Source organism: Xanthomonas hyacinthi (assembly GCF_009769165.1).
Classification (GTDB): domain Bacteria; phylum Pseudomonadota; class Gammaproteobacteria; order Xanthomonadales; family Xanthomonadaceae; genus Xanthomonas_A; species Xanthomonas_A hyacinthi.
In genome coordinates this window covers 4139503-4163118 of the sequence record NZ_CP043476.1, presented here as the reverse complement: position 1 = coordinate 4163118, position 23616 = coordinate 4139503, and the positions used below count along the sequence as shown (strand labels likewise).

The following is a 23616-nucleotide window of genomic DNA, read 5'->3' as shown; positions in this document are numbered from 1 at the left end:
TCCTGATCACGCGCCCGTAGCTCAGTTGGATAGAGTACCTGGCTACGAACCAGGCGGTCGGGAGTTCGAATCTCTCCGGGCGCACCAGTCAGATAAAAAACGACAAGCCCGGTTTGTCGTTTTTTTTTGCGTGCGTGCCGCGTGCACGCAGGCAATGCGAGCGCACCGCTGCGCGCAAGCCGCGCGGCACGCCCTGCGGCAGCCGCGCACGCCGGTGTAGACGAACTGGCAGAACTCGGGAATAATCCCGCGCCTGAGCACGCGCCCGTAGCTCAGTTGGATAGAGTACCTGGCTACGAACCAGGCGGTCGGGAGTTCGAATCTCTCCGGGCGCACCAGTCGGATGAAAAACGACAAGCCTGCGCTTGTCGTTTTTTTTGCCTTGCGGCTGGCCGCATGCGCGCGCCGCAAACGCGCGCACTACGCCTTCACGCGGCGACCTTGCCGCCGATGCCGGGCGCCTGCGCTGCCGCCGCGCCCTGCAGCTCGATCACCGCATAGCCCGCCGCACGCCATGCATCCAGCCCGCCGCGCAGCGGCACCACGTCCTCGTAGTGGCGCTGGCGCAGGCGCGTGGCCAGCACCGCCGCCGACACCTCGTTCGGACAGGCGCAGTAGATGACGATCTTGCGATCGCGCGGCAACGCCGCGACGATGGCGTCGATGCGGCGATCGTCCACCTCCAGCGCGCCGGGAATCGCGAACGGCTCGATCGCCCGATAGCCCGGCGCACGGATGTCCAGCAGCACCGGCGTCGCCTCGCCCTGCATCAGCGCGTACAGCTCATCGACATCGATGCGCAGCGTCTCCATCGATTTCAGCAGCGCATGCCGGCGCCAGGCGCGATAGCCCACGTAGAGCGCCAGCAAGCCGGCCAGCAATAGCACCGCACGCGTGCCGAGCAGGCTCAACCAGTCCAGCACGTCCTGCACCTGGTCGGCGAACAGCAGGCCCAGCAGCAACCCGCAGCCGGCCCACAACGCCGCCCCCAGCGCGTCGTAGCACAGGAACAGACCCGGCCGCGCGCGCATCGCCCCGGCCATCGGCACCGACACCATCGACAGGCCGGGCACGAACTTGGCCACCGCCAGCACACGCACGCCCCAGCGGGCGTAGAAGCGCTCGGTCTGTTTCATGCAGGTATCGCGCGACAGCGACAGGCGGCACAGCGACTGCAGCGTGCGGGTGCCGTAGCGCCAGCCGGCGCCGAACCAGACCAGGTCGCCGATCAGGCTGGCCGCCATCGACACCGACAGCGCCGCCAGCAGGCCGCTCCACACCGCGCCGCCGTCGAGCAGCGCATAGCTCGCGCCGACCAGGATCAGGGTCGGCAATGCCGGCACCGGCAGGCCCAGCGATAGCGCCAGCACATTGACGAAGACCAGGCCCAGGCCGTAACGCGCGATCAGTTCCTGCATGGCCGTGCCTGCGCCCGGAAGAAGAAGGGATGCGGCATTATCCTCCCGGCATCGGTGTCCGGCGCGCGCGACCGCGCACCACCGGCGGAACAGACCCGCCCGCCCTCTCAGTCCAATCGCAACTGCAAGCGCGCCAGCCACGCCTCGAACACGCCAGGCTGGCGCATGCGCGCGCGCCACCAGGCCAGCGCCGCGCCCTCCTCGCCACTGCGCCACGCCAGCTGGAACAGCTCGTCCGGTTTCGGTTCCTCGACCTGCTTGCGCAGCAGCGCACCGCGCGCCAGCGCCGCCCGCGCGTAGGGTTCCGGCAGGAAACCGAAGCCCAGCCCGGCCAACTGCAGGCGGTACTTGCTGCGCATGTCCGGCACGGTCAGCGCATCCTGGCCGAACAACAGCCCGACCGTGCGCGGCAGCAGCCGCCGCGCCGAATCGGCGACCGCGATCGCCCGATGCTCGGCCAGCTGGCTGCGGCCGAGCGGCTCGGCCGCCTGCGCCAGCGGATGCGTGGGCGCGACCACGAACACGAACGCCAGCGTGCCGAACGCTTCGGCGACATAGCCGCCGCCGCCGGGTCCCTCCCCGGCCGCGCCGAGCAGCAGGTCCACGCGCCGGTCCAGCAGCGCCTCCCAGGTGCCGGACAGCGATTCCTGCAGGATCCGCAGCCGGGTCTGGTCGGCCACCGCATAGAACGCGGCCACGTCCTCGGCCAGGCAGTCCGGCGCGAACACCGAATCCAGGCCCAGCGCGAACTCGGTCTCCCAGCCGGAGGCGACGCGGCGCACCCGCAGCTCCAGATCGCCGGCCGCGCGCAGCAGGTGCCGGCCCTCGCGCAACAGCTCGGCCCCGGCCGCGGTGAGCGCCACTTTCGGCCCCAGGCGTTCGAACAGCTGCACGCCCAGGTCCTGCTCCAGCTTGGCCACCGTGTAGGAAATCGTCGACGGCACCTTGTACAGCGCCTTGCCGGCGGCCGAGAACGAGCCGCGGCGGTCGATGGCGTCGATGATCTGCAATGCGTCGAGGCTGATCTTGAGCATTCGAATTTTTCGATGATAGGTGCCGAATCTATCCGTTTTTCAAACCCGGCGACAGTGCGGATACTTGCCCTCACCGCAAGGCAGCCACGAAATCAAGCAGATATCGCGACCGCCCTGCCTATCGATCCACTTGCACATACCGCCACTACCAGGAGCTTCCCATGCTGCAGATCCGCACCAGCGATACCCGCGGCCGCGCCGAACACGGCTGGCTGTCCTCGCGCCACACCTTCTCCTTCGGCCATTACCACGACCCGCGCCACATGGGCTTCGGGCCGCTGCGGGTAATCAACGAGGACCGGGTGCAGCCGGGCCAGGGCTTCGGCACCCATGCGCACCGCGACATGGAGATCCTGTCCTACGTGCTCGACGGCGCGCTGGAGCACAGGGACAGCATGGGCAACGGTTCAGTGCTGCGCTACGGCGACGTGCAGCGCATGAGCGCCGGCTCCGGGGTCACCCACAGCGAATTCAACCACTCCGCCAGCGAACCGGTGCACTTCCTGCAGATCTGGCTGTTGCCGGAACGCGCCGGGATCGAACCCGGCTACGAGGAAAAGCACTTCGCGCCGGAGACCAAGCGCGGCCAGCTGCGCCTGGTCGCCGCGCCGCAGGGCGAGGACGGTGCGGTGCGGATCCACCAGGATGCGCGCATCTATGCGGCGATCCTGGACGGCGAGGAGCGCATCGCCTACCCGCTGGCCGCCGGGCGCGGCGCCTACGTGCAGGTCATCCGCGGTGCGCTGACGCTCAACGGCCAGGCGCTGCAGGCCGGCGACGCGGCGCAGATCGCCGATGAGCCCCAGCTGCGCTTCGCCGACGCGCAGGACACGGAATTCCTGTTGTTCGACCTGCCGCGCTGAACCGCAGCGCCAGCCCGGAAGCCGGCGTGCGCAATCTCACCTGGCTCAATCCCGGCGGCACACAGATGGAAAAGGCCGCGAATAGATCATTACCAGTCTCACCCAAGGCTGACCAAGGACACGATTCCAGCATTCCGACCACCGCAGCGGCCGGCTTGTACCTGCCTGGATACCCATGAACCGCATCAAGGCAGGCGCACGATCCCAGCCCCGGCTGGAATCTGGCCCCCGCCCGATGCGCCACGGATGGCGCAACATTCCTCGCTTCGACGCCGGACGCGCCTTTGGACGCTGCATCGTCCCAATTTACCAAAATTGGGAATTTTGGTAGTAGGCTTGAGTCCTACCCACTCCCTCGGCATGCCCCATGGCACTCCCCCTGGACTTCCTCGACCTGGAAAAAGCCCCCGCCAGCGACATCAAGACCAAAGGCTGGCCCGGCCTCATGCGCAAGGTGCGTGCGAACGGTGCCATCGTGGTCACCAACCACCACCATCCCGAAGCGGTGGTGGTGGACGCGGAGCAATACCGCCGGCTCGTGGCCGAAGCGAGCGCCGCGTCCACGGCCATTGCCCGCACCCAGTCGCTCAAAGCGCTGCAAGCGAAATTCGACGCGCACCTGGCCTCCTTGAAGGACGCAAGCAGCCTGGCCCAGGCGCTGAGCCGCCCTGCCCGACGCGGCAAGAAAATCGCCCTCGGCAAATCCCTGTAGGCCGTGGGCAGGATTCTGGTCCTGGCCGGCGTCAACGGCGCCGGCAAGAGTTCGCTGCTGGGTGCGATGCTGCAAGAGGACCAGGCGACCTGGTTCAATCCGGACTCCTTCACTCGAGCGCTGACGGAACAAGGATGGCCGCTCGAGGAAGCCAATGCCCAGGCTTGGCATGAGAGCAGGCGGAGGCTGCAGCGCGCCCTCGCCGAAGGCACGGACTACGCTTTCGAGACCACGCTCGGGGCGACCACGATTCCCGCCCTGCTGCGCCAGGCCTGCGAGCAGCACGAGGTGACGATCTGGTTCTGCGGCCTGGCAAGCGTGGATCTGCACCTGCAGCGCGTGGCTGCCCGGGTGGCGCACGGCGGGCATGACATTCCGGAAGCCAGGATCCGTCACCGCTATGACGCCTCTCGCGCCAACCTGATCGACCTGATTCCCCACCTGACCACCCTGCACGTCTACGACAACAGCAGCCCCGCAGATACCGACGGCCAGGTCGCTGCGCTGCTGGTGCTGGAAATGGAGCAGAGCCGCGTCCATTACCCACTCGCCGCCGAGGAGTTCGAGCAAACTCCGGAATGGGCCAAGCCCATCGTCATGGCAGCCCTCGAGGCGCACGCCCCTCGAATGCCGCACAGATTCTGATCGGCACACGCCGGAGCAAGACAAGCGTGCGGGCAAGGATGCTGCGGCCGGACTTCGCATAGCCACTGGTCTTGGATGCGCTTCATCGGGTTCTTATCCGCCGGCACGACATGCGCATCGTGGGAACCGGCAGGCGAAGCTTCAGACCCTACCGTGTCCGGGAATGAGCGCCGCGCAAGCGGCGCGCAGCGAAGAGCCGCAACAGAATGCCAGCGCCGGGGAGGAGGCATGCCTTGCGGTCGGGACAGCGACGCCAGGATTCCCTTCAAGAGGCCCGGCGCTGGTGGAGATGGAATGCGTTGCAACCCAATTCAGCCGACATACCGAGCCGAGTGGAAAGGCGGACAGGCGGTATCCTCGGCCACCGGATTTGATGGATCTGTTCTTCAGCGGATTTTCGACTTCGTCTGAACGAAGGTTTCAGGCTAAACGCGTCATAAGCCGCAAAGCCGATAAATTTTTGAAACGTTATCCGGTTAGTCAGATATTCAAAAACTGCGGATTTCAATTTGCTTTACCTGGAATGAATGTTCGCCCAAAGCGCAGGTTGGTTATTTCGTTCCAGAATCTGGACATTCGCAGACCCAATGCGCCCCTGCGCATGCAGAGCGGAGCATCGCCGCATCGCATCCTGTGGATTTTGATATGCGTATCCAACAGCACACACGCAGTTCTGCCTGCCCGCTCGATCCATCCATCCCAGACGTGCCAGTCGCACCGAAACACACACAAGTCGCCTACGGCTGGCCGCTTGGGCTAGAAGCGTTGAAAAAGAATCCGGTGCAGGGACGGTCGGACTCCGGCCACGCGCCCAAGCGGCACCGTGGCGAAAACACCGTCGCCGAAATCCAGGAGGCCGAAGCAGCCTACGACGTATTCGTCGTCGCCAAATACCTCGCCGACCCACTGCATGGCACGGCCGACAATACGGCCGAACTGATCAATGAAGTGCCCATGTCAGGCGAACCCGAGCATCCCCCGAAAGCCGAGCAGCCCGTCCCCAACGAACACACGCATGCCAACCACACGCCAGTGCCGGCACACCACCACGCTCAGCCCGCTGTCGATGCCGGGCATCGCCAGGATCTGCACCCGATCGCACATGCAACGCGCGAGAGCATCCTGCACACACTGGCCGAAAACGGCGCACCGGACGGCACCTTCGAACTGGCGATGAGTTTGAGCATCAGCGGTGCGATGCTGCCGTTGTCGGGCCTGGCGATCTACGCCGCCTACAAGGAAACACGCGAGGTAACCGAACAACGCAGCGCATTGCGACAGCGCAGCCACCAGCTGCAGTCGCAGCGGACGTTGCTGCAACCGGCACTGGAGAGCGACACGCTTGCAGATGCAGCAGGCGCTCAGATCCATGCCCTGAACGATGCGATCGATACAGTCGCTTATCATCAACAACGCAACACACGCGATGGCCGCATTGCGGTGACCTCGCTGGCATCCGCCGCCGTGATCTCCACGAAGGCTGCGGAGGAACTCGCAATCCAGGGCGGGCTGGCAATCGGTGCCAAGAGCGCAACTGCTGCTGGCTTGATCGGCCACAGCACCGCTGCAGCAGGCGCCGCGTCCGCAGCCGGTATTGCCGGCACCTTCGTGCTCGCCCCGTTGGCAAGCGTTGCGGCCGTCGGGCTGGGCGGCACGTTCCTGCACCAGTCGCGCAAGGAGAAAGCGCGCGTCGTTGCCGATGTGGCGCGTGTCGAAAGCTTTCTCCAACAACTGGAACCCAGCGACCTCAGCCCTGGCGCACAACGCTACCAGCACTTCTTGAGCACCAAGCTGGCGCAGCGCAGTGGCTTTGCTGGCAGCTTCAACACCTGGAACAAGGGTTTCGTCGTCGGCGGCGCCACCTACACGGCCAGCGCCTTTGCAAAAACCGGGATCAGCGCCGCCGTGTTGCTCAGTGCCGCCACCGTGACCGGACCAGTGGGCACCGGATTGATTGTCGGCGCCGGCCTGCTGGGCGCGGCCACGATGGGTGTCGGCGGACATCAATTCCTGCTGGCGCATGGCAGGCAGAAACGCTATCGCAATTACGAGACGTCGGACATGCCCAACGTGGACCGGGCATTGCTCGCAGTGGCCGACCTGCTCCCCGCCAGCAAGGCAACCGCCGCGGCCACACAAGGCGAGTCCGAACTGCGCAGTGCACTGCCCGCCAGTACCGGTGATCGGGAAACGGCGCCGGATATGGTTGTGGAGGGCAGCGCCGCCGACCGACAAAAGCAGTACCACGCCATGCCCCGCTGCACCGACGAACCCGCGGCAACCGCTCAACCGGCAAAGGCGGATCAGGCATTGCCTGCTGTGGCCGATGCGCTGCCTGCTACCGAGACCGCTCGCACCGCTCCGCAGCATGGGTTCGAACTGCGTAGCGCACTACATGCCTGTACCGACGGTCAGGAGAAAGCACGGGAAACGTTCTTGCAGAGCTGCGCCGACGACCAGAAAAAACATTATCGTGCCGTGCCGCGTTCCACCGACGAGCACAGGGCAACCGGGCAACCGGCTCACAAGGCCTCGCTCAAGAAACGGGCCAAGGCAGCGCTTCTTGCAGGTGCGACCTACGGACGCGCCGTGCTGACCGGCAAGCCCCACGAGGCTGGCGAGAAAGCCGCACGAAGCTATGCAAAACACACCGACACGTTGACCGAAACAGGACTGGCGCAGTGGCTGCAAACGCCAGGCTCGGTCAAGCCACAGATTGCGTACATGCAATGTTGCCTGGAGTTACAGAAAAAATATCTTCAATCCAAACTGCGCGCGCGTGTGGAGCTCCCACCGATGGATGCCGCCACTGGTCCGGCCCGTGACGCAGAGACCGTACGCACGCCCGCTCAGCAGGCGCAAACACGCCTGACGGTGCAATTGCGTGAAGCGCATGAGCGCGACGAATTCCAGCTGCGAACCGTGAACCTGATGCTTGAAGAGCTGGGCATGGCAGAGGAAGAGCTGGAAAGTTCGGACACGAAAAAAAATGAGCGCGCGGGAAATAGGATGCAAGGGCTGCAACAGCGCCTGATCGGCGTATTGACCGCGAACGAAATCACGCCGCAGCCAGGTGCCACAGGCTTCGCGCATTTCTGCATGAAGCAGGCCCGCCAGTACACAACCGATTTGCGCGGCACTTTACTGTCCACCGAAATGCAGGCGGCACGCATCCGCGAAGACGCTGCGGCTGCCGCAACGTCCGCGCCCACTGCTTAGAGCGGCTAACAAAACCTATCCTGATTAGCCCCGTTGCTCAGCCACCAGTTGCAGGATTTGCGACGGTGTAGCCGGACGATGGCATCGTCGCGAATAACGGAGGTGGGCCATGGGCATCAATGTCGTGCAGTTTCAGCCGGGATTGTCGATGAGTGAGTTCACGGATCGCGATGGCACCGATGCCAGGTGCTACCGGGCGCTGTACCGGTGGCGTTGGCCGAAAGGATTCCGCTGCCCGAAGTGCGATGGTCGTGCGCGCTCGCGCTTTCGTCGCGATGCCCAGGTCTACTACCAGTGTCGAGCGTGCCGCCATCAAACCACCTTGCGCGCCGGAACGCTGCTCCAGTCCAGCAAGTTGCCTCTGCGCCTGTGGATGCAGGCGATCTACCTGCTCACCTCCAGCAAGGCCAACCTGGCGGCGCTGGAGCTGAAGCGGCACTTGGGGGTGAACTACAAGGCGGCCTGGCGCATGAAGCACAAGATCATGCAGGCGATGAGCGAGCGTGAAGACCCCAGGAAACTCAGCGGGTTCGTGCTGAACCGCCCCGGGTTTTCCGGAGGCCCCTTGGTTTGAGTCACGCCGACATGACGGACTCAGGGGAGTGCGAATAGTAGTTGGCCTCCGCCTCGGTCGGCGGGATATTCCCAATCGGCTCCAGCAATCGGCGGTTGTTGAACCAGTCGACCCAGGTGAGCGTGGCCCACTCGACCTCCTCGCGCGTTCGCCAGGACGACCTGCGATGGATGACCTCGGCCTTGTAGAGGCCGTTGATGGTCTCGGCCAGCGCGTTGTGCCCCGAGGGCAGGCTTCGCGCTCATAGGAGTCCCCCACGCTGCCTACCGAGGGCTCCAGGCCGGCCTCAGCGAGCCGCTCCGTGTAGCGGATCGACACGTACTGAACGCCTCGGTCGCTGTGGTGAATCAGGCGATCCGGGCCGACCGGCTTCCTCGCGTAGAGCGCCTGTTCGAGCGCGTCGAGCACGAAGTCCGTCTGCATCGAGGACGACGCCTTCCAGCCCACGATGCGACGGGCGAAGACGTCGATGACGAAGGCGACGTAAACCCATCCTTGCCACGTCGAGACGTAGGTGAAGTCGCTGACCCACAGCGCGTTCGGCCGATCGGCCTTGAATTGCCGATTCACATGATCGAGCGGACACGGTGCTTTCGGGTCGCTCACCGTCGTTCGCACGGTCTTGCCTCGAATGACGCCCCGCAAACCCTGCCGCTTCATCAGCCGCTGTACGGTGCATCGCGCCACGTCGAACTGCTCGCGTCGCATCTGCCGCCAGACCTTGCGCACACCGTAGACCTTGAAGTTGTCGTCCCACACGCGCTGGACTTCCGGCATCAACGCCTCATCGGTCTTCGCGCGCGCGCAGCGCAACGCGGGATCGGCCAGCCTGGCCGCGTGCGCGTGGTAGGTCGACGGGGAGATCGGCAGCACCCTGCAGATCGGCTCGACCCCGTGGACGACTCGATGCTCATCGATGAACTGCTTCATCGCTTGAAGGGGCGGTCGAGCTCCGCCTGCGCAAAATACGCCGACGCCTTGCGCAGGATCTCGTTGACCTGGCGCAGCTCGCGAACCTCGCGCTCAAGTGCCTTGATGCGCTCCTTCTCGGACGTCGTCATCCCCTCGCGCTTGCCAACGTCGCGCTCGTGCTGCCTCACCCAACCCCGTAGCGTCTCGGCCGTGCAGCCCACCTTGGCCGACACCGACACCATCGCCGCCCATTGCGATTCGTACTCGCATTGGTGCTCCAGGACCATCTTCACCGAACGTTCCCGGATTTCCGGGGAGAACTTGCTTGCTCTGCTCATGGCTCCATCTTCTCAAGAAATGGAGCCTCCGGAATTCCCGGGGCGGTTCAAAGCAGAGCGGCTCTATCCGCTGGAGGCCTACGCTGCTCGGCAACGGGACCAAGGTTTCACTTGGGGCCAGTGGTGGGTCATGACGCCCCTGGCCGCCATGATGGCGATAGGAGCGCTGGCCTTTCTGAAATGGTTGCCGATGGCGCTCATTGTGATCTGGGTCCAGCTAACCACTTAGGACCGCTGGACAAAACCGATAATAGTGGCACTACAGCGCGCCGTGCGAATCGCTAGGGCGTTTCGGATATATGTAATTGACGAGCAAAATCCAGAACCTTTCGGCGCAGTGGCTCCACGGCAAGACACTCGTCACTGAGCACCTCAAATGGAGGATCCAACAAACGCTGCTTAACTAGCGTTAGGCAGCGAGAGGAGTCATGAAGCCTTGACCCATAGCCTATAGCTTGAGCTTCTGGCCGCTGTGCGAACGCCGCCTCGGCCCAAGGCCTAGTGTTCCTGTAAAACGCAGGCATGCTCTCAATCAGTTCCGTGCGCGTCAATCCCAAAGCCGGTAAAAATTGACTATGAAAACTCACATAGCTAAGCGAGTTAGCCAGTCGCAGCTTGACTAAATGATATCCAGCCAAACTTGACACAGAAAGATGGCCAGGCGGGCTTAGTGGCACATCGTGAAAAACAGACTCCATGATGGCCGCTCTCGCCGTTGAAGCAACGTAGTAGGTATGTGCGGCGGATCCATCGGGAAGATTTATCGGCGCAAAACGAGTATCCCCCCACCCTTGTGAGAAGGTGAAGGCCGTGTTGCTATAGGAATGCGTAGCGTAGACGTGATACCAGAAGCCTGGATCTTCTTCATCGAGAACTGACAGATTGAAATCTTCCGCCTTTCCTGGCGATTTCATTCAAAAACTCCTTAGGCTTGATAACTGCGCAACCGTTTGCTGGCGGCCTTCACAACGTCAGCCGGCCGATCCAGAGCTTCCTTAGGAGCAACCGCACTTCCATCTTGGCCGGCAATCCACCCATTCGGGTAGTGAAACCATGAGGCGATTGACCAAGAATCTGGAATAGGGCCGAGAGCGGCGAGAATATCCTTGATTATAGGAAGAGGACGCCCCATCACATCGAACTGATAACTTGCATAGCGATCCTTCCCATCCATATCAACGGAGTAAATCCGTCCGCGCCTCTTCCAATCACTGGCGGGATGATTTTTGTTCGCTGGAGGCGAACTTTGCATTTCATTGATCTGCTCAGCCGTTAGCCACTCATCAGCCTCAATAATGGTTTGCATGGAGCGCCTTTGCGCAATGCGCTCAAGCAAAAGCGACTCGTTAGGGGTTGCGCTTTCTACAACGGCCTCAGCCACTTGCTCAGCTCGACGCAACAACGGTGTCGGATCAGCCTGCAGCATCAGATGAGCAGTTCTTTCCAGCGCTTCAGTCAAAGACGAAAGCGTTGCTAGCCGAGAGGCCGGCACCGAAATCTGAAAGTGAACAAGGCTAGACACTTCCCGTTCGGCTTTGAGACCGACAAAGGTATTGATTTCCTTACGGGTACTCATTTTGATCTCCGCTGATCAGCTCGCGCCAAATATGCTAAAAATCTACATGATGTTGGCATTCTTGTCAAATCAACCGTTGGGCAACGAGCCCTCCCTGAATTCCCTTATCGCCCGCCCCAGAGCTGGGTGGCACGCGTCTGCCAGTGCACTAGGACTGAACTCCGTCTCATATGCGTGGGCATGCTCTTACCGGTCTGACAGCTCGTGCCCGGTGTATTCCTCCCGCATCTCCCGGTGGACCCCAGCCGCCTTCAAGGCCCCGATGACCGTATCCCGGAAGCTGTGGTGCCCCACCCTGCCACCGCCCCGCGCCTTGATGCCCAGCTTGACCAGGTAGCGTGAAAACGCGTGCTGGGTCCGGCCTGCCGGGCCGTTCTTGGCGTCGAAGCTGAGTTCGGGGAAGAGCTTGGTTTCGCCGGCCGCCTTAAGCCGCTCCACGCGCTCCCACAGGCCCAACTTGATAAGATCCGGGTGCACGGGGGTCTTCCGCTCGCTGGCATCCGTCTTGAGGCTCTTGTCCTCGCCCATCCAGGTGAAATGGAAGATGGGGATGCCGTCTTCCTCCCGACAATCCTCCAGCTCCAGCCTGGCCACCTCGTTGGACCGGGCACCGGCGCGGGAACGGCGCCAGCGTCGACGCGGGCGCCGAGTGCTCCGCCGTCAGCTTCTGGAACAACGACAAGTCGTTGTGGTCGTTGATCTCCACCTGCCCGAACGAGGCCCCACCCGGCAGCTTCACGTCCTTGAGGATCAGCTCGAGCGACGACGTGCCCTCCAGGCTCCTCAAGAGCTCATCCAGCTCTGACCCCATGCTGCCGTTCCTGATGGCTGCGAAGGCTCGAGCATAGCGCTGCTGCAACAGCAACGCGTAGCCAAGCGCCGCGCGATCGCACGTCGTCCCAGCGCTGCGTTTGATGACCTTGCGCCCGAAGCGCGCCTGCAGATCCGCAGGAATGCGCAAACGAACGTAGTAGCGGCCGGTCGTGCCGCGGGTGAGGTAGTGCGCTACTCGCATGGAAGTGTCCAAGCGAGTGTCCAAGGTCGGGAAAAAGAAAAACGCCCGCAAATCGTTGATTTGCGGGCGGTTTCTTGACACTGGCGGAGTGAGAGGGATTCGAACCCTCGATAGAGCTTTTGACCCTATACTCCCTTAGCAGGGGAGCCCCTTCAGCCGCTCGGGCATCACTCCGGATCTAAACGCTGCGGATATTCCGCGACCGGGCGCGAAGGATACCGGTTTGTAGGGCTTCAGGTAAACCCTTTCGGCGCATCAATCGGAAGATTGATCGCCGTGACCGCCACCGTGCGAGGTGTGTTGTTCGTCGCCGCGTTGGATGCGCTGATAGATTTCTTCGCGGTGCACCGGGACGTCTTTTGGTGCGGTGATGCCAATGCGTACTTGATTGCCCTTGACCCCGAGCACCGTCACGGTGACCGAATCGCCGATCATCAAGGTTTCGCCTACCCGGCGAGTCAGGATCAACATTTTTAAAATTCTCCAGGGAACCGGTGATTCCCACCGGTACGGCGTCCCGACCTGGGGCGCCCCATCACGAAAGGGAACAAAGAGGATCGATGTTAAGGGAAGCCACGCCCTGCCAGCAAGGCGGCGCGACTTCGTGTTCAGGGGAGATGTTGCTTGACCCAGGCGGGCACGCCCTCAAGCGCAAGGGCAAGGGCGGACCCGTCCTCGCCACCACCCTGGGCGAGGTCCGGGCGGCCGCCGCCCTTGCCCGAGATCTGACCGGCGATATGGCTCAGCAGTTCCCCAGCCTTGACCCGGCCCATTGGGCTGCCGTTCACCCCGGCGACCAGGGCCGCCTTGCCGTCGCTGGCACCGGCCAGCACGATCACGCTGTCGCCCAATTGCTGCTTCAGGCGGTCCATCGCCTCGCGCAAGGCCTTGGCATCGAAGCCTTCCAGGCGCACCGCGAGCACCTTCACCCCGGCCACCTCGACCGCGGCGGCGGCCAGATCGGCGGTGGCGCCGGAAGCCAGCTTGGCCTTCAACGCCTCCAGCTCGCGCTCCAGGCGCTTGTGCTTGTCGCCCAGCTGGCGAATCTTCTCGACCACATCGCCGGCGCTGCCGCCGACCAGTTCGGCCGCCTCGCGCAGCTTGGCCTCTTCCGCCGCCACATGGTCCAGGGCGCCCTGCCCGGTCACCGCCTCGATCCGGCGCACGCCGGCGGACACACCGCCCTCGCTGGCGATCTTGAACAGGCCGATGTCGCCGGTGCGCGCGACATGGGTGCCGCCGCACAGCTCGGTGGAGTAGTCGCCCATCTTCAGCACGCGCACGCGCTCGCCGTATTTCTCGCCGAACAGCGCCATCGCGCCGAAGTCCAGCGCTTCCTGCATGCCCATGTGGTGCACTTCGACCGCATGGTTGGCGCGCACCTGCGCGTTGACCTTGCGCTCGACCACGGCGAGTTCTTCGGCGCTCAGCGGCTGGAAGTGCGAGAAGTCGAAGCGCAGCCGGTCCGGCGCGACCAGCGAGCCCTTCTGCTGCACATGGGTGCCGAGCACCTCGCGCAGCGCGGCGTGCAGCAGGTGCGTGGCGGAATGGTTGAGGATGGTGGCGCCGCGGCGGTCGCTGTCGACCTGCGCCGACAGCGTGGCGCCGACCTGCAGGCGGCCGCTGCGCAGCTGGCCGACATGGCCGTGGAACTGGCCGGCGAACTTCTGCGTCTCCACGACCTGGAACAGCACGCCGTCCGCGCTCAACTGGCCCAGGTCGCCGACCTGGCCGCCGGATTCGGCATAGAACGGCGTGCGATCGAGCAGCACGATCGCCGCATCGCCGGCCTCGATCGCCTCGACCGGGCGTCCGTCCTGCAACAAGGCGACCACCTTCAGTGCATCGGCCTGCAGCCCGTCGTAGCCGAGGAACACCGTCGGAACCAGCTGCGCCACCAGGTCGGCCGGCAACGTGGTGCCGCCGCCGAACTTGCCGGCCGCGCGCGCGGTCTCGCGCTGGCGCTCCATCGCGCTTTCGAAGCCAGCCATGTCCACGCCCATGCCGCGCTCGCGGGCGATGTCCGCGGTGAGGTCGACCGGGAAACCATAGGTGTCGTACAGGCGGAACGCATCCGCACCGGGGATGCTGCCGCTGGCGCGGGCGGCGATCTCGTCGAAGATCTTCATGCCCGAATCCAGGGTCTCGGCAAAGCGCTCCTCCTCGGCCTGCAACGCGCGTTGCACGGTGGACAGCGCCGCAGGCAGTTCCGGATAGGCCTCGCCCATCAGTTCGGACAGCGTGGCCGCCATCTTGTGGAAGAACGGCTGGCGCACGCCGAGCATCCAGCCGTGGCGCAGGGCGCGACGGATGATCCGGCGCAGCACGTAGCCGCGGCCCTCGTTGGACGGCAGCACGCCGTCGACGACCAGGAACGAGCAGGCGCGGATATGGTCGGCGATCACGCGCAGCGACTTGTTCTCCAGGTCGGCCATGCCGGTCAGCTCGGAGGCGTGGCGGATCAGCGTCTGGAACAGGTCGATCTCGTAGTTGCTGTGCACGTGCTGCAGGATCGCGGCCAGGCGCTCCAGGCCCATGCCGGTATCCACGCACGGCGCCGGCAACGGCACCAGGGTGCCGTCGGGCTGGCGATCGAACTGCATGAACACCAGGTTCCAGATCTCGATGAAGCGGTCGCCGTCCTCGTCCGGCGAGCCCGGGGGGCCGCCGGCGATATGCGCGCCGTGGTCGTAGAAGATCTCGGTGCACGGGCCGCAGGGGCCGGTGTCGGCCATCTGCCAGAAGTTGTCCGAGGCGTACGGCGCGCCCTTGTTGTCGCCGATGCGCACGATCCGCTCCGGCGGCACCCCGATCATGTCGCGCCACAGTTCGTAGGCCTGCTCGTCGGTGTGGTAGACGGTGACCAGCAGGCGCTCCGCAGGCAGCTTCCAGACCTGGGTCAGCAGTTCCCAGGCCCAGGCGATCGCCTCTTTCTTGAAGTAGTCGCCGAACGACCAGTTGCCCAGCATTTCGAAGAAGGTGTGATGGCGCGCGGTATAGCCGACCGAATCCAGGTCGTTGTGCTTGCCGCCGGCGCGCAGGCAGCGCTGCACGTCGGCCGCGCGCACGTAGCTGCGCTTCTCGGCGCCCAGGAACACGTCCTTGAACTGCACCATGCCGGAATTGGTGAACAGCAGCGTCGGATCGTTGCCCGGCACCAGCGGTGCGGACGGGACGATGGTATGGCCCTTCCCGCGGAAGAACTCGAGGAAGTCGCTGCGGATCTGGGAGGTGGAGAATTTGGCAGATGCGTTCATGGGCTGGCTATAGACGAGCGGACGGATTTCCGGGCCTCCCCCCTCAGGATGAGGGCGTGCGCAAACCGGACAAGACAATCCGCCAAGGTTAGCAGGCCCGGCCCGCTCAGTCCTCCGGCGCGCAGCGCGTGGCCGCGCGGATGCTGTCGCCATCGAAACCGCGCCGCGCCAGCAGATCGGCGGCCTTGCGCCGCTGTGGCAGGTCCGCCGGTCCGGCCGCGCCGAAGCGCCGCTGCACCAGATCGCGGGCGTTTTCGGTCCAGTCGCCGTCGAATGCGGCCATCGCGGTGGCGATGGCCTCGCCGTCCAGGCCATGGGTGCCCAGTTCGGCGCGAATGTGCAACGGTCCGTAGCCGGTATTGGCACGGCTGCGCACCAGCAGCTCGGCGAAGCGGCCATCGTCCTGCCAGCCCTCGCCCGCCAGGCGCTCCACCGCCGCGGCGGCGGCGTCCGGCTCCACGCCGCGCACCCGCAATTTGCGGGTCAATTCCTTGCGCGAATGTTCGCGGCGCACCAGCAGGCCCAAGGCCCGCTGCAGCGGCGTCTGTTCCGGCTGCCGGCGGCGCCGGCGCGGTTCCTGTGCTTGTTCGTCGTCACCCATGCAGGCTCACCACCACGCGCGTCAATGTGCCGTCCTTGGCACCTGCCCTCCTGGCTTGCTCAAGACTGCCGAGAGAGACGAGCGGCACTGACTCCACCGCTCCCCCGGCAGAAGACCATCACGCCTCGGCGTCTGCGTCTTCGGCTTCGGCCGCGCTCGGCGCGATTTCCGTCGGCTGGAACTTCTCGCGCAGCTCGCTTTCCAGCTTCGCCGCCACCTGCGGGTTGTCGCGCAGGTACTGGCGCGAATTGTCCTTGCCCTGGCCGATGCGCTCGCTGCCGTAGCTGTACCAGGCACCGGCTTTCTCGACCAGCTTGGCTTCCACGCCCATGTCGATCAGCTCGCCTTCGCGGCTGATGCCTTCGCCGTACAGGATCTCGGTGATGACCTGCTTGAACGGCGGTGCCAGCTTGTTCTTGACCACCTTGATCTTGGTCTGGTTGCCGATGATCTCGTCGCCCTTCTTGATCGCGCCGATGCGGCGGATGTCCAGGCGCACCGAGGCGTAGAACTTCAGCGCATTGCCGCCGGTGGTCACTTCCGGGCTCTGGCCGGGCATCATCACGCCGATCTTCATGCGCAGCTGGTTGATGAACACCACCAGCGTGTTGGAGCGCTTGATGTTGCCGGTCAGCTTGCGCAGCGCCTGGCTCATCAGGCGGGCCTGCAGGCCCGGCAGCTGGTCGCCCATCTCGCCTTCGATTTCGGCCTTCGGAGTCAGCGCGGCGACCGAGTCGATCACCACGATGTCGACCGAGCCAGAACGCACCAGCATGTCGGCGATTTCCAGCGCCTGCTCGCCGGTATCCGGCTGCGACAGCAGCAGTTCGTCAACGTTGACGCCGAGCTTGCCGGCATAGATCGGGTCCAGCGCATGCTCGGCATCGATGAACGCCGCGGTGCCGCCCTTCTTCTGGCACTCGGCGATGGCCTGCAGGGTCAGCGTGGTCTTGCCCGAGGATTCCGGACCATAGATCTCGACCACACGGCCCTTCGGCAGGCCGCCGATACCCAGCGCGATATCCAGCATCAGCGAGCCGGTCGGAATCACCTCGACGGCCTCGATGATGCGATCGCCCATCCGCATCACCGAACCCTTGCCGAACTGCTTCTCGATCTGGCTCAGGGCGGCAGCGAGCGCGCGCTTCTTGTTCTCGTCCATTTTGGTGTCCTTCGGAGGTGAGGATGATTTACGGGGTAGGTTCAATTTAGCGGCCAGGTATCGCACGGGCTGAGACGGTGTGCGGCGAAGAAAAAATAATCCGTCCGAGCCCATGTACGACAGCGGCGAATGGCGATGTGCCAGGTCGGAAAAATCCGGCTGGCGGTGTAGTGCAATGTCCTAAAATCAGCGATTGGGCCGCAGCAGGCCGCAGTACAGGCCTTCGATGGCGAAGTCCTGGTCGGGCAGCACTTCGATCGGCGCGTAGTCCGGGTTGCGCGGCAACAGGCGGATGCGGTCCTTGCCGATCTTGAGCAGCTTGACCGTGATCTCCTCGTCGATCCGTGCCACCACGATCTGCCCGGAGCGGGCGTCGCGGGTGCGGTGCACGCCGATCAGGTCGCCGTCGAAGATGCCTTCGTCGCGCATCGAGTCGCCCTGCACCTTGAGCAGGTAGTCCGGCGCCAGCGAGAAGAACACCCGGTCCAGCACCACGAAATCGTCCGAACCGATGTCCGCGCCGATCGGCAAGCCGGCGGCGACCCGCCCCAGCACCGGCAGGCGCAGGATGTCGGCGTTGTCCACCTGCGGCGCCGGTGCCGGCGCGGCCGCGCCGGTCACCAGCCGGATCCCGCGCGCCTGGCCGGGCACCCGGCGGATCGCGCCGGCCTGCTCCAGGGCTTCCAGATGGTATTGCGCGGCGCGCACGCCCTTGAAGCCGAAGGCGCGGGCGATCTCGATCTGCGAGGGCGGCGCGCCGTCGTGCTCGATACGCTCGGCGATCAGGTCGAGGATCGCTTGCTGGGTTTCGGTCAGTTCCATGGTTAGTAGTAATACTACTAAAAACGGAAATGGGCAACTGTTGTGTGGCCCGCCGCCGCATCATCACTTCGGCGGCGCAGCACCGCTCCGCTCAGCGGCCGCTGCGCCAGATCGAGATCAGGATCCACACGCCCGACAGCGCCGCGCCGATGAAGCCGCCCACCCCGATCGCCAGCAGCCAGCGGCTGGAGACGCCGCCGACGCTGTTCATCACAATCGAGGAACCGATGATCAATGCAGCGGTGACGATGCCCATGGTCAGCCGATTCGCGGCGCGGTCGACCTGGTCGCCGAAGCCCTTCAGCGAGGTCGTCTCGACGTTGAGCTGCAGCCGTCCGCGCCGCGCCGCCTGCAGCAGCCGGCGCGCGTCGCGCGGCAGGTCGCCGAGCAGTTCCAGCGCGCCGAGCACGGTGCGGCGGCCGCGCTTGGCCATCGCGCGCGGGGCGAAGCGCTGCAGCATCACCCGCTCCAGATACGGCGCCGCGGCGCCGGCCATGTCGAAGTCCGGATCGAGCTGGCGCCCTATCCCTTCCAGGGTCAGGAAGGTCTTGATCATCAGCGCCAGGTCGGCCGGCAGCGCCAACGCGTGCTGACGCAGGATCGCGGTGACGTCGCCGAGCATCGCGCCGACCCGCAACTCCTTCAACGGCACACCGCGGTACTGATCGACGAAGCCGGCGATCTCCAGCTGCAGCCGCGCCTCGTCGATCTCGACGTCGCCGTCGGTCCATTCCAGCAGCACGTCGGCGACCGCCTCGGCCTCCTGCGCGACCAGGCCGTGCAGCAGTTGCACGACCTGGTAGCGGCGCTGCTCGGAGATGCGCCCGACCATGCCGAAATCGATCACCGCGATGCGCTCGCCGGGCAAATAGAAGATGTTGCCCGGGTGCGGATCGGCGTGGAAGCAGCCGTCCTCGAGCACCATCTTCAGCACGATGTCGGCACCCACGCGGGCCAGCCGGCGGCGGTCCAGGCCGGCGGCATCCACACCCGCCAGGTCGCGCCCGCCGATGCCGGCGACGAAGTCCTGCACGTTGAGGGTCTCGCAGGTCCACTGCCAGTGCACGCGCGGGATCACGATCTCGTCGTGGCCCTGGAAATTGGCGGCGATGCGCTCGGCGTTGCGACATTCGCCGGCGAAATCCAGCTCGCGCCGCAGCGACACGGTGAACTGGCGCACCACCTCCGCCGGGTGGTAGCGCTTGAGGTCGGCCGCGCGCGCCTCGACGATCTCGGCGAGCCGCGCCAACAGCCGCAGATCGGCCTCGATCACGTCGCGGATGCCGGGGCGGCGCACCTTCATCACCACCGGCGTGCCGTCGTGCAGCCAGGCGCGGTGGGTCTGCGCCAGCGACGCGGCGGCCAGCGGGGTTTCCTCGACCTGGGCGAAGATCGCCGACGGCGCCTGGCCCAGTGCCTCCAGCAGCTGCGGCAGGATCTGCGCGTAGGGCAGCGCCGGGGCTGCGTTCTGCAGTTCGCCGAGTTCGTCGATCCACTCCGGCGGCAGCAGGTCCACACGCGTGGCCAGCACCTGGCCGAGCTTGACGAAGGTCGGGCCGAGATCCTGCAGCGCGCGCCGCACCCGCTGCGGCGCCGACATGCGCAGCATTTCTTCTGCGTTATGCCAGTGCAGCAGGCGCCCGGCGCGTTCCAGCACGTCGGCCATGCCGATGCGGCGGACCACGTCGCCGAAACCGTAGCGGATCAGCACCGAGGCGATTTCCTGCAATCGCCCCAGGTCGCGGACCGTGCTCAGCGCCTCCCACATCGCAGTCGCCATCTAGAGTCCGCCAGCGCTCACAGCAGCGCGCCAAGCCCGCGCAACGCGGCAGCCACGGTCTGCCGGCGCACCGCGTCGCGGTCGCCGTCGAAATGGAACAACTGCGCGCTGGCGTAGCCGCCGCGCCGCTTCCAGCCGACCCACACGGTGCCGACCGGCTTGTCGGCGGAACCGCCGCCGGGGCCGGCGATGCCGGTCACCGCCACCGCGATGCTGGCGCCGGAATTGACCAAGGCGCCGGACACCATTTCGATCACCGTCTCGCGGCTGACCGCGCCATGGTGCTCCAGCGTCTGCGGACGCACGCCGAGCAGCGCCTGCTTGGCTTCGTAGCTGTAGGCGACCATGCCGCAGTCGAACCAGTCCGAGGAGCCGGCGATGTCGGTCATCGCCTTGGCGATCCAGCCGCCGCTGCAGCTCTCGGCGGTGACCAGGCGCTCGCGCGCGCTGCGCAGTTGGTCGCTGAGCGCAGTGGCGAGCTGCAGGAGTTGCGGATCGGTGGGGACGGTCATGGCATTACCCGAGAAACCAATGCGCTTTGTAGCCGAATTCAGCACGGCTGTCGCGCCTGCACGGCGCGGCGCCAGGCGCCAGGCGCGGCTTCAGCGGTCTTGGTGCAGGTAGCTGGCCTGGCGCGGCAGGCGCAGGCTGACCAGCAACGCCACCACCATCATCACCGTCACGTACCAGAAGAACGCCTCCTCGTGGCCGAGCTTCTTCAGACCCAGCGCCACGTATTCGGCCGAGCCGCCGAACAGCGCGTTGCCGATCGCATAGGCCAGGCCCACCCCCAGCGCGCGCACCTGCGCCGGGAACATCTCGGCTTTGACGATGCCGCTGATCGAGGTGTAGAGGCTGACGATGGCCAGCGCCAGCACGATCAGCACGAACGCCGGCAGCGGATCGTGCACGTATTGCAGCGCGGTCAGGATCGGCACCGTGCACAGCGTGCCGAGCACGCCGAACAGCAGCATGTTGTTGCGCCGCCCGATCCGGTCGGAGAGCATGCCGAACAGCGGCTGCATGCACATGTACAGGAACAGCGCGCCGGTCATCACGAAACTGGCGGTCTTGTTCGGCAGATGCGCGGTGTTGACCAGGAACTTCTGCATGTAGGTGGTGAACGTGTAGAAGATCAGCGAGCCGCCGGCGGTATAGCCGAGCACGGTGAAGAACGCCGCAGCGTGGTTGCGGAACAGCCCCACCAGCGAACCGGCCTCCTCGCTCTGGCGTTGCTCGGCGCTCTGGGTCTCGGTGAGGGTGCGGCGCAGCAACAGCGCCACCACGGCGGCGATCGCGCCGATCACGAACGGGATGCGCCAGCCCCAGGCGCGGATCTGAGCCTCGCTGAGCACCGATTCGATGATCACGATGGTCAGCACCGCCAGCAACTGGCCGCCGATCAGGGTCACGTACTGGAAAGAGGAAAAGAAGCCGCGCTGGCCGCGCAGCGCCACTTCACTCATGTAGGTGGCGGTGGTGCCGTACTCGCCGCCCACCGACAGGCCCTGGATCAGCCGCGCCAGCAACAGCAGTAGCGGCGCCAGCGCGCCGATGCGCTCATGGGTCGGCAGGCAGGCGATCAGCAGCGACCCGCCGCACATCATCGTCACCGAGATCAGCAGCGAGCGCTTGCGTCCATAGCGGTCGGCGATGCGGCCGAACAGCCAACCACCGACCGGGCGCATCAGGAACCCGGCGCCGAAGATCGCGGCGGTGTTCAGCAGCTGCGCGGTGCGGTCGGCCTGGGGAAAGAACGCGCCGGAAAAGTAGATCGCGCAGAACGCATAGACGTAGAAATCGAACCATTCCACCAGGTTGCCCGAGGAGGCGGCCATGATGGCGAAGACGCGGTGCCGCTTCTCCTCGGCGCTGTAGTGTGGCGTGGTCGGATCGGTTGCTGCCATGCGTCTGGTCTCCGTATTAGGGAGGATGCCTGCGGCGCAGGCGCTAACACCTGGCAAGCATGCCAGCCATCGGGCCGGTGCGCCACACCAGGCGATGTCGGCGGCGCGCCTAATGCTGTTGCCACTCCTCCTGCGCGCGCGGCGGCAGCAGCGCGCGGATCGGCGCGCCGTCGGCGCTGGCGGCCAGGCGTTCGGCCTCGGTGATCGGGATGTCCACCTGCAGCAGCCAGCCGTCTTCGTCGGCCTGCTCGCGGCGGATCACCTGCAGCTGGTGCAGCTGCGAGCGCAGGCGGCCGGCGCTGGGCGGCAGGCGCAGGCTGCCCTGCACGTGCTGCAGCCCCAGGCGCTGGCCGAGCACGCCCTGCAGCAGGTCGAGGCCGCGTTCGTCGCGCGCCGAGATCCACACCCGCTCGCGGCGCGCCTCGTCCGGCACGCCGTCCTGCGCATCGTGGCGCACCTCGGCGCCGTCGATGCGGTCGATCTTGTTGAACACCAGCAGCTGCGGCAGATCGCCGGCACCGACCGCGTGCAGCACCTCGTCGACCTGGGCGATGCGCTCTGCGCGCAACGGATCGGCGGCATCGACCACGTGCAGCAGGAAATCGGCCTCGCGCGCCTCGGACAGGGTCGAGCGGAACGCCGCCACCAGCTCGTGCGGAAGATTGCGCACGAAGCCGACGGTGTCGGCCAGCATCGCATTGCCGCCGGGCAGCGCGATGCGGCGCACGGTCGGGTCCAGCGTCGCGAACAGTTGGTCGGCGGCGTAGGCCTCCGCGCCGGTCAACGCATTGAACAGGGTCGACTTGCCGGCGTTGGTGTAGCCGACCACCGCGATCCGCGGCAGTTCGCTGCGCACCCGCGCACGGCGCATCTGGGTGTGCTGCACCTCGACCTTCTCCAGCCGCTTCTGCAACTGCTCGACCCGCTTCTGCAGCAGCCGGCGGTCGGTTTCCAGCTGGGTTTCGCCGGGGCCGCGCAGGCCGATCGAACCGCCGCGCTGGCGCTCCAGATGGGTCCAGCCGCGCACCAGCCGCGTGGCCATGTGGCGCAGCTGCGCCAGCTCGACCTGCAGCTTGCCCTCGTGGCTGCGCGCGCGCTGCGCGAAGATGTCCAGGATCAGTCCGGTGCGGTCGATCACGCGCCGCTCCAGGTACTTCTCCAGGTTGCGCTCCTGGCCCGGACTCAAGGCATGGTTGACCAGGATCAGGTCGGCGCCGCTGGCGTCGGCCGCGGCTTTGACCTCTTCCAGCTTGCCGCTGCCGATCAGCGTCGACGGACTCGGCTTGTCGATGCGCGCGGTCAGCGTGGCGGCGATGCTGGCGCCGGCGGAGCGCGCCAGGTCGGCGAACTCCTCCAGCACATCGTCCTGCAGCGGTCCCCCGGCATAGGGCTGGATCAGCAGTGCGTGTTCGCCGCGGCGGGAACGATCAAACACCCGCGGCTCCGGTCTTCAACAGCGTCCTACTCGGCTTCGTCATCGTCCGCACTACCACCCTCGTTCTGCTGCACATAGCCACCGCCCGGTCCGACGCGCACGTTGCGCGCGGGCACCACGGTGGAAATGGCGTGTTTATAGACCATCTGGCTCACGGTGTTGCGCAACAGCACCACGAATTGGTCGAAGGACTCGATGGTACCCTGCAGCTTGATGCCGTTGACCAGGTACACCGAGACCGGCACCCGTTCGCGACGCAGCGCGTTCAGGAAAGGATCCTGTAAGGATTGCCCCTTGGACATGCTTCACTCCCGTTTATAGTTTTTATGTGCCCGGCACGGCACTG

General features: G+C 65.5%; 19 protein-coding genes, 3 tRNA genes, 3 pseudogenes and 1 other annotated feature. Of the genes and pseudogenes, 7 read left to right on the top strand and 18 right to left on the bottom strand.

Going from position 1 to position 23616, the window contains the following annotated elements:
* Positions 1-10: 10 nt before the first annotated feature.
* A tRNA-Arg gene (locus tag FZ025_RS18295) sits at positions 11-87 on the top strand.
* 174 nt (positions 88-261) lie between these two features.
* Positions 262-338: transfer RNA gene (locus FZ025_RS18290), tRNA-Arg, on the top strand.
* Between the two features lie 90 nt (positions 339-428).
* On the opposite strand, the gene FZ025_RS18285 is transcribed toward FZ025_RS18290, so the two are convergent.
* Together FZ025_RS18285 and FZ025_RS18280 are read right to left on the bottom strand one after the other, a co-directional pair.
* Positions 429-1418: a DedA family protein/thiosulfate sulfurtransferase GlpE gene (locus FZ025_RS18285; RefSeq protein WP_046980749.1), complete on the bottom strand. Its 990-nt coding sequence runs from the start codon at positions 1416-1418 to the stop codon at positions 429-431.
* A 107-nt stretch (positions 1419-1525) separates the two neighbouring features.
* On the bottom strand, positions 1526-2452 hold the full coding sequence (locus tag FZ025_RS18280; RefSeq protein ID WP_046980750.1) for a LysR substrate-binding domain-containing protein: 927 nt from the start codon (positions 2450-2452) through the stop codon (positions 1526-1528).
* Between the two features lie 161 nt (positions 2453-2613).
* On the opposite strand from FZ025_RS18280, the gene FZ025_RS18275 reads away from it, so the two are divergent.
* The 5 genes and pseudogenes from FZ025_RS18275 to FZ025_RS18255 form a co-directional block, all read left to right on the top strand.
* Positions 2614-3315 (top strand): pirin family protein, encoded by a 702-nt coding sequence (locus FZ025_RS18275; RefSeq protein ID WP_046980751.1) that lies wholly within the window; start codon positions 2614-2616, stop codon positions 3313-3315.
* Between the two features lie 367 nt (positions 3316-3682).
* A complete protein-coding gene (locus FZ025_RS18270; protein ID WP_046980752.1) occupies positions 3683-4027 on the top strand; it encodes a type II toxin-antitoxin system prevent-host-death family antitoxin in 345 nt (114 codons plus the stop codon).
* Positions 4028-4030: 3 nt separating this feature from the next.
* Entirely contained in the window at positions 4031-4672 is a 642-nt protein-coding gene (locus FZ025_RS18265; protein ID WP_046980753.1) for an ATPase, read from the top strand.
* 645 nt (positions 4673-5317) lie between these two features.
* Positions 5318-7891, top strand: a complete 2574-nt coding sequence (xopK, locus tag FZ025_RS18260) for a type III secretion system effector XopK (RefSeq protein WP_104558678.1) — start codon at positions 5318-5320, stop codon at positions 7889-7891.
* Positions 7892-8000: 109 nt separating this feature from the next.
* Positions 8001-8453: pseudogene (locus FZ025_RS18255) on the top strand (transposase); the annotation flags it as partial.
* Between the two features lie 13 nt (positions 8454-8466).
* Here FZ025_RS18255 and FZ025_RS18250 read toward each other — a convergent pair.
* The 16 genes and pseudogenes from FZ025_RS18250 to hfq all read right to left on the bottom strand — a co-directional run bounded on the left by FZ025_RS18250 (position 8467) and on the right by hfq (position 23572).
* Positions 8467-9715, bottom strand: a pseudogene (locus tag FZ025_RS18250) (IS3 family transposase).
* Positions 9321-9437: a sequence feature (AL1L pseudoknot), on the bottom strand. Its footprint overlaps the pseudogene before it by 117 nt.
* Before the next feature lie 281 nt (positions 9716-9996).
* Complete coding sequence (locus FZ025_RS18245; protein WP_104558086.1) at positions 9997-10629, bottom strand: RES domain-containing protein; 633 nt, start codon at positions 10627-10629, stop codon at positions 9997-9999.
* Between the two features lie 11 nt (positions 10630-10640).
* Positions 10641-11291 (bottom strand): hypothetical protein, encoded by a 651-nt coding sequence (locus tag FZ025_RS18240; protein ID WP_146093508.1) that lies wholly within the window; start codon positions 11289-11291, stop codon positions 10641-10643.
* A gap of 186 nt (positions 11292-11477) precedes the next feature.
* Positions 11478-11885, bottom strand: coding sequence for a site-specific integrase (locus FZ025_RS22525; protein WP_244292400.1), 408 nt, complete (start codon positions 11883-11885; stop codon positions 11478-11480).
* Positions 11886-12168: 283 nt separating this feature from the next.
* Positions 12169-12306 (bottom strand): annotated as a pseudogene (locus tag FZ025_RS22790) (DUF6538 domain-containing protein); the annotation flags it as partial.
* 81 nt (positions 12307-12387) lie between these two features.
* Positions 12388-12480, bottom strand: a tRNA-Ser gene (locus FZ025_RS18230).
* A gap of 81 nt (positions 12481-12561) precedes the next feature.
* The gene (gene csrA, locus FZ025_RS18225) at positions 12562-12777 is read right to left on the bottom strand and encodes a carbon storage regulator CsrA (RefSeq protein WP_046980335.1); all 216 of its coding nucleotides are present in this window, start codon (positions 12775-12777) and stop codon (positions 12562-12564) included.
* 137 nt (positions 12778-12914) lie between these two features.
* Positions 12915-15563 (bottom strand): alanine--tRNA ligase, encoded by a 2649-nt coding sequence (alaS, locus tag FZ025_RS18220; protein ID WP_046980334.1) that lies wholly within the window; start codon positions 15561-15563, stop codon positions 12915-12917.
* Positions 15564-15669: 106 nt separating this feature from the next.
* On the bottom strand, positions 15670-16164 hold the full coding sequence (gene recX / locus FZ025_RS18215; RefSeq protein WP_046980333.1) for a recombination regulator RecX: 495 nt from the start codon (positions 16162-16164) through the stop codon (positions 15670-15672).
* Positions 16165-16282: 118 nt separating this feature from the next.
* On the bottom strand, positions 16283-17326 hold the full coding sequence (recA, locus tag FZ025_RS18210; RefSeq protein WP_046980332.1) for a recombinase RecA: 1044 nt from the start codon (positions 17324-17326) through the stop codon (positions 16283-16285).
* A 186-nt stretch (positions 17327-17512) separates the two neighbouring features.
* The gene (lexA, locus tag FZ025_RS18205) at positions 17513-18148 is read right to left on the bottom strand and encodes a transcriptional repressor LexA (RefSeq protein ID WP_046980331.1); all 636 of its coding nucleotides are present in this window, start codon (positions 18146-18148) and stop codon (positions 17513-17515) included.
* Between the two features lie 91 nt (positions 18149-18239).
* A complete protein-coding gene (locus tag FZ025_RS18200) occupies positions 18240-19916 on the bottom strand; it encodes an ABC1 kinase family protein (RefSeq protein WP_046980330.1) in 1677 nt (558 codons plus the stop codon).
* Positions 19917-19945: 29 nt separating this feature from the next.
* Positions 19946-20440, bottom strand: a complete 495-nt coding sequence (locus tag FZ025_RS18195; RefSeq protein ID WP_046980329.1) for a CinA family protein — start codon at positions 20438-20440, stop codon at positions 19946-19948.
* Positions 20441-20530: 90 nt separating this feature from the next.
* The gene (locus FZ025_RS18190; protein WP_046980328.1) at positions 20531-21835 is read right to left on the bottom strand and encodes an MFS family transporter; all 1305 of its coding nucleotides are present in this window, start codon (positions 21833-21835) and stop codon (positions 20531-20533) included.
* Positions 21836-21944: 109 nt separating this feature from the next.
* Positions 21945-23270: a ribosome rescue GTPase HflX gene (gene hflX / locus FZ025_RS18185; protein WP_046980327.1), complete on the bottom strand. Its 1326-nt coding sequence runs from the start codon at positions 23268-23270 to the stop codon at positions 21945-21947.
* Between the two features lie 26 nt (positions 23271-23296).
* Positions 23297-23572 (bottom strand): RNA chaperone Hfq, encoded by a 276-nt coding sequence (gene hfq / locus FZ025_RS18180; protein ID WP_003471569.1) that lies wholly within the window; start codon positions 23570-23572, stop codon positions 23297-23299.
* Positions 23573-23616 lie beyond the last annotated feature (44 nt).